The sequence below is a fragment of the Streptomyces sp. NRRL S-495 genome, from assembly GCF_000966955.1.
Classification (GTDB): Bacteria; Actinomycetota; Actinomycetes; order Streptomycetales; family Streptomycetaceae; genus Kitasatospora; species Kitasatospora purpeofusca.
Genome location: NZ_JZWY01000871.1, coordinates 1 through 9704, shown reverse-complemented (window position 1 = coordinate 9704; position 9704 = coordinate 1). Strand labels below are relative to the sequence as shown.

The following is a 9704-nucleotide window of genomic DNA, read 5'->3' as shown; positions in this document are numbered from 1 at the left end:
CGCGGAGCCAGCACCACCTGGATCCGCCCGGTGGCCACCCAGCCCGCCAGCCGGGCGGCGTCCGCCTCGTTGACGACGACGTCGAAGACCTGGCTGCCGTCGGCGTCCACCCGGCCGGCGTTGAAGACAGTGGCGGCGAGGGTCTCGGACCGCCCCCCGTCCGAGGTGTACACCACGATCACCGGCAGGCCCGGCTGGAGCCGGGTGGCCGGCAGCTGGGTGCGCCGGGCCGCGACGCCGACCAGCAGCTGCCCCGGGTTCAGGACCAGCGACTGCGCGAGGTCCGACCTGGTCAGCAGCCCGCCCCGGTGGAGGTCCGTGGTGGCCCGCATGCCGATCGCCTTGGCCCGGTCGGCCGCGTCCAGCGGCTTGAGCGCCGGGTCGCTCGCGATCCGGACGGTCACCAGGTCGCCCTCGGTCAGCGCCTGCCCCCACGGCACGTCACGGGCCAGCGCCAGCACGGTGATCCGCTGGCCGGTGCTGTTGTAGAGCACCGCGCCGCCCAGCCCGCCGGCGGCTATCAGGGCCACCGCCATGGCCAGCACGGCGGGCCGCCTGCGCCGGGCGCCGAGCGCCCGCCCGGGGGTGCGCGGGGCACCGCGCCCCTGCTCCGGCACGGCCACGGGCGCGGGCGCGGTGCTGCTCGCGGTCGCCGTGGCGGATGTGCCGGAGCCGGATGCGGCAAAGGTACGGTTCTCCACCGGGCTTCGGCCTTCCTCGCGTCGTTCGTCGTTCGTCGGTCGTTGCTGTGCTTGCGGCGGTGTCGGGTCGCCCAGTCGAGGTCGCCCGGTCGAGATCGCCCAGTCGAGGTCGGCTAGTTGAGGACCTGTACCTCGGCCACCGGGAACTGGAGCCGCACGCTGGTCTCCAGGTCGATCGGCGCCACCGTCTGGGTGCCGCCGGTGATGGTGACCTCGCCGACCCAGTGCACGGTGAGGGTGCCGTAGAAGAGGCCCGCCTTACGGGTGCCGGAGCCGGTGGTGAAGACGTGGCCGCAGGTCGGGGACGGGGTGGCGCCGTACTTCGGCTCGTACGGGGTGCCGGCGCCCTCGCACGTCTTCACCGTCTCCTTCTTCGGGTCCAACTGGTCGCCCAGGCTCCACTCCAGGCTCTTCAGCCGGGGGGTGACGGTCACCGCGATGACGTTGCCCCGCGCGGTCTTCGCCGCCGGGGGCTGCGGGTTGGCCAGCCAGAACCAGACCGGCACGCCCACCACGGAAGTGCCCTCGGGGGCGATGCCGGGCACCGGGTCCGGGAAGACGATCTCCTCCGCCGCGCTGCGGGCCAGCGCGACCGGGTTGTCCGGCGGCGGCCCGGCGGGCGGCTGGGCGAAGAACTCGGGGTCAGGCGTGCTGATGCTGCCATCGCTCTGGATACAGGTCGGGTCGTAGACCTTGCCGTCCTCCGGGTTGTGGCCCCTCCAGGCCTTATCGCCCGCCGGGGGCTGCGGGTCGGTGAGCCGGTAGTAGCAGCCGGTCGAGGAACTGAACCAGCCGTACTCGGGGTTGTTGCACGCGAAGTCCTGGCCGTTGTATCGGCAGACCTGCGGCCCGCTTCCGGTCCCACCGCCCCCACCACCACCACCGCCCTTGGGCGGCTTGGTGGTGGTCTCGCTCGTCCCGGCGCAGACCACGTTCACATGGCAGCGGGTCGCACCCCCGGTGGGGGTGGAGTCCGCCGCGGCGGTGCCCGTCGGGGCCATCAGTAATCCGGCGAACAGCGGCGCGCCGATCACCAATCGCCGTACCGGCTTCAGCATGTGCGTCCCACCTCCCGCTTGAACTCGTGGATCAGCCAACGCGTTCGGAACTGTCGTAGCGAAACGGTCGCCACATACCGGGTGAGCCGGTCGGGCGGGTCCATGACCGCGCGGGTCGCGGCGTCCGCCTGGTGCCACCCGGACACGTCCAGGCAGTCCTCGATCACGGCGGTGTTCGGATCGGCCGTGATGTCGACGGACTTCACCACCGGGGAATTCCGCGGACTGCCCGTCATCACCAGTTTGGCGTCGTGCAGTTGCTTGAGGTTGACCAGCGCGTCGGTCAGCACCTGTCCGGACGCGAAGGTGCCGAAGTTCGAACCGTCCGCGTCCGGCTGCCCGTAGGCCTCGGCCTGGGCATTCCACCAGTCCTGATAGGCCCTCACCGCATCGCGCGCGGCGGCGCCTTCGACCCCGTCGGTCGGCGCGTTCCCGACGTTTGCCGAACCACCCGAAGGAGTTACCGGAGTCACCCCCGCAACCGTGGGCGCGTTCGTCCCCAGTCGATCGGCGGACCCCCCGGCCCCACTGCTGGAACAGCCGCTCAGCAGCAACGCCAGAATCACCCCACCGATCCCAACCGCCCCAGGGCGCAACACAATTCCGCGCTGCCGCATCGCCCCACCTCGTCGCAGCCGGCCCCGCATGTGGTCCGGGGCCGCCAGAAGAATTCCGCAGTCCCGCTGGTGTTGCCTCGCGAGCATCGATTCTTCGCCAAACCGAGCCTTCACGGCAACACCTGGGGCCTCCTGACCTTACGCGGAAGGAGGATCCGTCGGGGCACTTTCCCGCCACAGAAGAGCCAACAGTTCTTCGGAAAGCGACAATCCGGCCAATGCGCCCCGAATCGCGGCCCGATTGCGCATCAGCAGGCGCCCGCCCTCCGGCGGTACGAGCAGGCGCACACCCGGCGCCTCGCCCTGCCGCGGGGGCGCGCCGGCACCGTCCCCCTCGTGCGGGGCGCCGCCGTCGAGCAGCGCGCCGACGGCCGGCTGCAGGTCGTGCGGACCGACGGCGGCGGGCGCCCCCGGGACCCCCTGCCGGAGCACGGTGGTGAGCGACCGGCTGAACGAGCCGGGGCCGCCGGGGAGGACGGCCTCCCGGCCGCGTCTGCCCGGGGTGTAGCGGGCGGGCGCGTGCCGGCCGATCCGGCCCCAGAGCGGGACCCGCGGGTAGCTGAGCAGCTCGCCGGCGCCGTCCTCGCCGCCGCCGCGCTCCAGCGCCGCCCAGGTGTCCTTGTCGACCACCGCGTCGACCAGCAGCAGCGCCTCCTCCTGGTCGCCGTGCACCATCGCGCTGACCACCCAGTCCCAGGCCAGCCCGCGCCGGTAGGCGTTGTCGGCGGTGGAGCCCGCGGTGACCAGGGCGAGCCGGCGGCCGCGCGGGTCGGCCACCAACTGGCCCACCAGGCACACCAGCAGCCAGCGACCCGGGCGGGCGGCCGCCTCCCGGACGGCGGTGAGCATGGCGTTGGCGTCCGCGCCCGGCTCCACCACGGTGACCCGGCTGTCGGCCGCGCCGGCGTCGAAGCACATCCCGGGCAGCACCTCGGCCAGTTCCCGGGCGCCCTCGGCCGCCCGGGCCGAACCGCCGAAGGCGCGGTCCGGCCCGCCGTCCGCGCCGATCACCACAAGATCGATCCCGCTTGCCACCCGCACCGCCCCCTCCTGCCCGGCCCCGGTACCCCGGGGCCGCCGAACCGTTCCGCCGCCCGCTCCGGGCCTCGCGGCACACCCGGTGCGCCCCGGTGCCACCGCGGGGCAGGCTATCGCCCCGCACCGTCGGTGTCGGGCCTCCGGGCACCGCCTTCCCGACGAGTGCGGGCCCGCCTGTCCTCCGCCAGTCCTCCGTCCGTCCTCCGCCCGCCCGCCGCCTGTCCTCCGTCCGCTCTCCGTCCGCTCTCCGTCCGCGACCGGACGACGGCCCCAAAGCCCTGCCGCTCAGGGACCATGGGCCCTGTCCGACCGCGCCCGGCGGAGGGACGATCGGACCCATGGACCGTGACGACGCACTGGACGACGAACCGGAGGAACTCGGCGCCGAGGCGTGCCTCCGACTGCTCAGCACCGTGCCCGTCGGACGGGTGGTGTACACCGAACACGCGCTTCCGGCCGTGCTTCCGGTCTCCTTCGAGGTCGTCCCGGACGGGCGCCTGCTGCTCGCCGTGCGCCGGGACAGTGCTACCGCGCGCGGGCTCGACGGCACCGTCGTCGCCTTCCAGGCCGACCGGCTGGACCCGCTCACCCGGAGCGGCTGGAGCGTGCTGGTCCACGGCCGGGCGGACATCGTGCGCGACCCGGAGCAGATCCTCCGCGCGCTGCGCTCGGGGCTGCGGCCCTGGACCGACGAGCCCGACCCGATGTTCGTCGCGGTGGTGCCCGAACTGATCAGCGGCCGACGGCTGACCGCGTCCGGCCACCCCGTCCCGCACGCCTGAGGCCGACTGTTCGGAAGCGCGGGACCGCCCCGGGCGGGCGCTTCCGGCGGACCCCTGACAGGTGACCGGCGAGTAGGCATACTCTGCGGAGTTCGCACCCACCGCACCGCGACCGCTGTCGCACCGCCCGCCCGCCCTCAGGAGCGCTCCGTGACGATCTTCGCCTCCCTCGCCGAGCTGACCGCCGCCGTCGGCACCGAGCTGGGGACCAGCCAGTGGCACACCGTCGACCAGGCGCGGATCGACCTGTTCGCCGAGGCCACCGGCGACCACCAGTGGATCCACGTCGACCCGGAGCGGGCGAAGGAGAGCCAGTTCGGCTCGACCATCGCGCACGGCTATCTCACGATGTCGATGATCCCGGTGCTGGCCAAGGAGTGCTACGGCGTCGAGGGCGTCCGGATGGCGCTGAACTACGGCTCGGAGAAGGTCCGCTTCCCCGCCCCGGTGCCGGTCGGGACGGCGATCCGGGCCACCGCCGAACTCGTCTCGGCCACCGAGGTGTCCGGCGGGGTGCAGGCCGTGGTCCGGTTCACCATCACCAGCGCCGAGAGCGCCAAGCCGCACTGCGTCGCCGAGACGATCACCCGTTTCTACTCCTGATCACAGGGGAAGGCCCCTGGTCGGCGGACGGCGGCCGCCGCTCGCCGGGTCCGGAGGGCCGAGCACGAGTAACCTCCGACGAGATGGTTGTCGTACCGAACCGGTGTCCCCGCCGACGGTGCGCGCCCCGGCATGCCAGGTATCCGTCGCCGTCCTTGGAGGTGCCGTGCCCCGCCCAGCCGCCCCGTGGTACTCCCGCGTCCCCGGCCTGTCCTCCGCCCTCACCGCGCCCCCCGGCCGGACCGGGCTGTCCGGCCTGACCGGGCTGCCCCGGGCGGCCTGGCACCGGGTCCGGACGGACGCCTTCGGCGCCGAGCCGCGGGGCGAACGGCTGGCCCGGATCCACCGCTCCCCGCAGTTCGCCGACGGCGCCTTCCGCAACCCGGTGCCGACCCGCCGGCTGGTCTACGAGCGCAGCCCGCTGGAGATCACCCGCGCCCAGCTGGCGGCCGACCGCGTCCGCCGGGTACCGGCCGCCGCCGTGCCGCTGCACCGGCTGCTCCCGGTCGACCTCGCCGAACCGCCCGCCTCGGGCCTGCGGCTCACCTGGCTCGGCCACGCCACCGTGCTCGCCGAGATCGGCGGCCGCCGGGTGCTGTTCGACCCGGTCTGGGGCGAACGCTGCTCCCCGTTCGCCTGGACCGGCCCCAAACGGCTCCACCCGGTGCCGCTGCCGCTCTCCGAACTCGACGGGGTGGACGTCGTGGTGGTCTCCCACGACCACTACGACCACCTCGACATGGGGACCGTCCGGGCGCTGATCGGCACCGGCGCGACCTTCGCCGTGCCGCTCGGGGTCGGGGCGCACCTGGAGTACTGGGGCGTGCCGGCCGACCGGATCGTCGAGCTCGACTGGTGGGAGTCGGCCGAGGTGGCCGGCCTGACGCTGACCGCCACCCCCGCCCGGCACTACTGCAGCCGCGGCCCGCGCACCAGCCCGCTGTTCCTGTGGGCGTCCTGGGTGGTGGCGGGCGGCGGCCGCACCGTGTTCCACAGCGGGGACACCGGGTACTTCGCCGGCTTCGCCGAGATCGGCCGCCGGCTGGGACCGTTCGACGCGACGATGGTGCAGGTCGGCGCCTACAGCGACTTCTGGCCCGAGGTGCACATGACGCCCGAGGAGGGCGTCCGGGCGCACCTCGACCTCGGCGGCGAGGTACTGCTGCCGATCCACTGGTGCACCTTCAACCTCGCCCCGCACCCGTGGGAGGAGCCCGCCGAGCGGGTGGTCGCCGCCGCGCGGGCGCAGGGCGCCCGGCTGGTGGTGCCGCGACCCGGCAAGCCCTTCGAACCGGTCGACCCGCCCGCGCTGCGGCGCTGGTGGCGCGCGGTGGCCGCGCCGCCCGGGGACGGCACGCCGCTGGTGGTGCCGGACGGGTCCGCGGAGGCCACGGCCGGGCCGGTGCCGCCCGATGCCGAGGCGGCGAGTGCCACCGGTACGGCGGGGGCCACCGGCGGTGCCGGTGGTGCCCCCGGGTCCCCCGGGTCCCGCCCCAGGGTGACGGCCGAGGACGACGGCGTCCCGGTCTGACGCCGCCCGGGACACCCCCCGACCGGACTCAGGCGGGGGTGCGCCCCTCGCGGGCCTGGCGGCGGATCCGCCGCCAGGCCCCCTGCTGCACCAGCAGGGTGAGCACCCCGGCCAGGACGATCCCGGCCATGTTGAGCAGCAGTTGCACGCTGGAGCCCCAGAACTGCCGGAAGTCGCCGTACCCGAGCGCCACCGCCGCATTGGCGGCAGCCGGCACGGTGGTCACCGAGATCGCCACGCCGACCAGCATCCCGGCCTTGGACGAGGTCAGCGAGAGCAGTCCGGCGATGCCCGCCAGGAAGGCCACCACGAACGAGGTCGCGTCCGGCTGCCAGATGAATGAGGTGTTGGGCCGTACCGCGTCGAACTTCTCCTGGCTGAACAGCCCCAGGCCGTCCAGCAGCAGCGTGAAGACGACGGTCAGCGCCATCGCCACCGCAAAGCCCGCCACCAGGGCGTTCAGCGAACGCAGCGCGGGCCGCGCCCGGCGCTGCACCAACGCGACGCAGAACCCGGCCAGCGGCCCGAACTCCGGTCCCACCGCCATCGCGCCGACCACCAGGATCGCGCTGTCCAGCACCGCCCCGCAGGCCGCCAGCATCGTCGCCACGGTGAGGAAGGCGAGGTAGACACCGGTGAGGGTGGACTCCTCGTGGGTGATCTCGGAGACCGCCTCCCACACCAGCGCGTCCGCGCCCTCCCCGGGGGCGAGCCGCTCGGCCTCGTCGGCGGCCGCCGAGAGCGTCAGCCCGACCTCCTGCACGTCGATCGCACCGCGCTCGGGCAGACCCGTCCCGCGCAGGGCCGCCAGCACCTCGTCCGCCGACTCCCGGGCGACGTCGCACAGCACCACGTCCCCCGCCGGGCGGACGGCCGCGTCGGGGAGCAGGACCACATGGGTCACCCCCACGCAGTCGTCCAGACAGCCGAGCACGGGATCGCGCAGGTCGACGGGGACGATCAGACGCAGGTGCAGCACGGATGCTCCGGACGGGTGCGGGGGCGCGGTCCCGCCCACCCTAGACGGGCGGTACGGCCGGTCGGCCGCCCGGCCACGCCCCCGCCCCCGCTCCCGGGGTGGGACGGGCCCCGACCCGCCGGAAGGGCCGGGCCGAGGCCGAGTCGCCCGGCTCAGGCGCCCGCCAGGACGTCGCGCAGCGCTCGGGCCTCCTTCACCAGACGGGCGGCGCCGGGGCGGGCCGCAGTGGCGGTCACCTGCTCGACCGGGCCGCGGGCACCCGAGCGGCGGGCGGCGTCGGTCGCGACCGCGAGCACATCGGCGGTGCCCCGCAGAGCCTCGCCCCCGAGCAGCGCGGGCAGGGCGGGGGCCAGCACCGACCAGACGGTGGCGTAGGCCCCGGTGTCGGCGGCGGTGCCCAGCGCGTGCGCGAGCCGGTTCGGCTTCACCGTCCCGAGCGTGACGAGCTCGCCCAGCTCGCGTCCGAGCAGGGCGGCGTCCAGGTCGCCCCGGGCGGCCAGCACCAGCAGCGCGTCCACGGCGGCGGTGCGGTCCTCCGGGAACCGTGCGCCGAGGCAGTAGGCCAGCGCCAGGTGCAGCGCCAGCCCGGCCGGACCGCCGGCCTCGGTGAGCACGACCAGCATCCGGGCGGCACCGCGCCGATCCCGGTCTGCGGAGTCGGCGAACTGGTCCAGCCAGCGGGCCGCCAGCTCCTCCCGGTGGTGCGGGAGCATCGCGGCCCAGTGCTCGGTGGGCTCCCAGAGCCACTCGTCCTGCTTGCGGACCCGGGCCACGCTGGGCTCGGTGCCCTCCAGCAGCGCCCGGAAGTCCGGGCCGAGCCGCTCGCCCGCGGGCCCGGCCGGTCCGCCGCTGCCGGGCTGGGCGACCGCGATCCGCTTCAGGTCCTCCCACCAGCGGTCCCAGTACCGCAGCGGGCTCAGCGACGCCGGGGCCGGGGCGAACAGCACCCGCTCCGAGGGCTGGCCCGGCAGACCGCCCCCGCGCAACCACGCGGCCACCCACCGCCCGGCGGGCGAGACCAGCCGGTCGACCGCGGCCAGCACCTCCTGGTCCGCCGTCGGGGCGACCCGCAGCAGCGCGGCGTTCAGGTCGGCCGGAGCGGCCGCCACGCCCGCGGCCTCGTAGGCGGCGATCCGCCCGACCAGCGCGGTCGCGGCGATCGCGCCGGTGGCGTCGGTCGGCGTGGCGAGCAGCAGCGGCAGCGGGTCGGCGGCGACCCGCTCGGCCGCCTCGGAGATCCGGGCGGCCAGCACCGTGCCGTACACGGTGTTGTGCTCGCTGCGCAGCGGGTGCCGGCCCTTGTTCCGGAAGACGTGGCCGAGCCGGTGCGGATCCACCTGACCGGCCACCACGGCCGCGAGGTAGAGCGCGTCGGCCGGGCCGCAGTCCTCCCACCGGCCGACGTTCTGCCACGGGTGGGCCCGCAGCACCGGCTCCAGCGCCCCGGCCAGCGCCGGGCGGTCGCGGTGGGCATGCCGGACCAGGCCGTCCAGGACCCGCTCGAAGACGGCGACGCCGGGCCGGCCGGCGGCCAGCAGCACGGCCAGCTCCTCGGCGACCTCCGCCGGGGTGGCGAGCGGCTCGCCGAGCGGGGCGGGCTCGGGGGCCGGCGGCAGCAGCTCGTCCCAGGCGGTGTCGTCCTCCCCCGAGCCGCTGAGGACGGCGCCGAACAGCGCGCCCGCCCTGGCGTGGTGGACGGGGTTGAGCGCCTCGGCGGCGAGGCGCAGCTCCGGCAGGACGGCCTCCCCGGCGGTCTTCAGACGGCGGGCGACCAGGTTGAGCGCCCGCTCCTGGAGGGCGCTGTCGGGGTGGCCGAAGGCATCGGCGGCGGCGAGCGCGACCGGCCCGGAGCGCTCCGGAGCGCTCCTCGCGGCCTGCTCCAGCCAGGCGAGCTGGGCGCGCACCAGCTTCTTCTCGGCCCGGAACAACACCACCGCCGAGGCCTCGGTGACCACCTCCGGCTCGACCAGCCCGGCCTCGTCCAGCCCGGCGAGCACCTGCTGGCCGTGCCCGGCCACCGCCGGGAGCCCGTCGAGCAGCGCCATCAGGTCGCGGACCCGGGCCGCGTACTCCTGCGGCGTGGGCGCGAGCGCGATCAGGACGGTCAGGAACGCCCGCTGGTCGGCGGCCCTGCCGCCGCGCACCAGCCGGCCCAGGCAGAGGTCGATCAGCTCCGCCCGCCCGAACGGGCCCTCCTCGGCCAGCCCGGCGATCGCCGACGGCCAGCTGTCCCCGGGCCGGGGATCGGGGCCGGCGTCCAGTGACCAGGCGACGTCGTCCAGCTCGAACACCCGGGGCAGCAGGACCGGGGTGAAGGTGTCCGCCCGCAGCCGCTCCAGCAGGGTGGTGGCGCTGCCGCGCGGGCTGTTCTCCCTGTCTCTTATACACATCTCTG

General features: G+C 75.3%; 9 protein-coding genes. 3 read left to right on the top strand and 6 right to left on the bottom strand.

Translation table 11 applies throughout. The annotated features are described in order from the left end of the window. The 4 genes from VR45_RS35305 to VR45_RS35290 form a co-directional block, all read right to left on the bottom strand. Positions 1–701, bottom strand: a 701-nt coding sequence (locus VR45_RS35305; RefSeq protein ID WP_052709621.1) for an SAF domain-containing protein, incomplete at its 3' end; no start/stop codon positions are given. 113 nt (positions 702–814) lie between these two features. Further along, the gene (locus VR45_RS35300) at positions 815–1759 is read right to left on the bottom strand and encodes a hypothetical protein (RefSeq protein WP_159394468.1); all 945 of its coding nucleotides are present in this window, start codon (positions 1757–1759) and stop codon (positions 815–817) included. Beyond that, positions 1753–2325 carry a hypothetical protein gene (locus VR45_RS42995; RefSeq protein ID WP_159394467.1) on the bottom strand — a complete coding sequence of 191 codons (573 nt, stop codon included), beginning with the start codon at positions 2323–2325 and terminating at the stop codon, positions 1753–1755. Before VR45_RS42995 ends, VR45_RS35300 begins: the two co-directional genes overlap by 7 nt. 189 nt (positions 2326–2514) lie before the next feature. After that, positions 2515–3411, bottom strand: coding sequence for a hypothetical protein (locus VR45_RS35290; RefSeq protein WP_159400699.1), 897 nt, complete (start codon positions 3409–3411; stop codon positions 2515–2517). A 341-nt stretch (positions 3412–3752) separates the two neighbouring features. Between VR45_RS35290 and VR45_RS35285 the strand changes: the two genes are divergently transcribed. The 3 genes from VR45_RS35285 (at position 3753) to VR45_RS35275 (ending at position 6330) form a co-directional block, all read left to right on the top strand. Continuing rightward, complete coding sequence (locus tag VR45_RS35285; RefSeq protein ID WP_045944001.1) at positions 3753–4196, top strand: pyridoxamine 5'-phosphate oxidase family protein; 444 nt, start codon at positions 3753–3755, stop codon at positions 4194–4196. A 150-nt stretch (positions 4197–4346) separates the two neighbouring features. Next, the gene (locus VR45_RS35280; protein WP_030311871.1) at positions 4347–4799 is read left to right on the top strand and encodes a MaoC family dehydratase; all 453 of its coding nucleotides are present in this window, start codon (positions 4347–4349) and stop codon (positions 4797–4799) included. Positions 4800–5055: 256 nt separating this feature from the next. Continuing rightward, positions 5056–6330 (top strand): MBL fold metallo-hydrolase, encoded by a 1275-nt coding sequence (locus VR45_RS35275; protein ID WP_078897200.1) that lies wholly within the window; start codon positions 5056–5058, stop codon positions 6328–6330. Between the two features lie 28 nt (positions 6331–6358). Here the strand turns inward: VR45_RS35275 and VR45_RS35270 are convergent, their stop codons facing one another. Together VR45_RS35270 and VR45_RS35265 are read right to left on the bottom strand one after the other, a co-directional pair. Further along, positions 6359–7309 (bottom strand): DUF389 domain-containing protein, encoded by a 951-nt coding sequence (locus tag VR45_RS35270; protein ID WP_045944000.1) that lies wholly within the window; start codon positions 7307–7309, stop codon positions 6359–6361. A gap of 152 nt (positions 7310–7461) precedes the next feature. Continuing rightward, on the bottom strand, positions 7462–9704 hold a 2243-nt coding region (locus VR45_RS35265), incomplete at its 5' end, for a DUF6493 family protein (protein WP_045943999.1).

Coding starts and splice junctions, on each gene's coding strand:
- VR45_RS35300 (WP_159394468.1), bottom strand. CDS start 1,759: ATGCTGAAGCCGGTACGGCGATTGGTGATCGGCGCGCCGCTGTTCGCC.
- VR45_RS35285 (WP_045944001.1), top strand. CDS start 3,753: ATGGACCGTGACGACGCACTGGACGACGAACCGGAGGAACTCGGCGCC.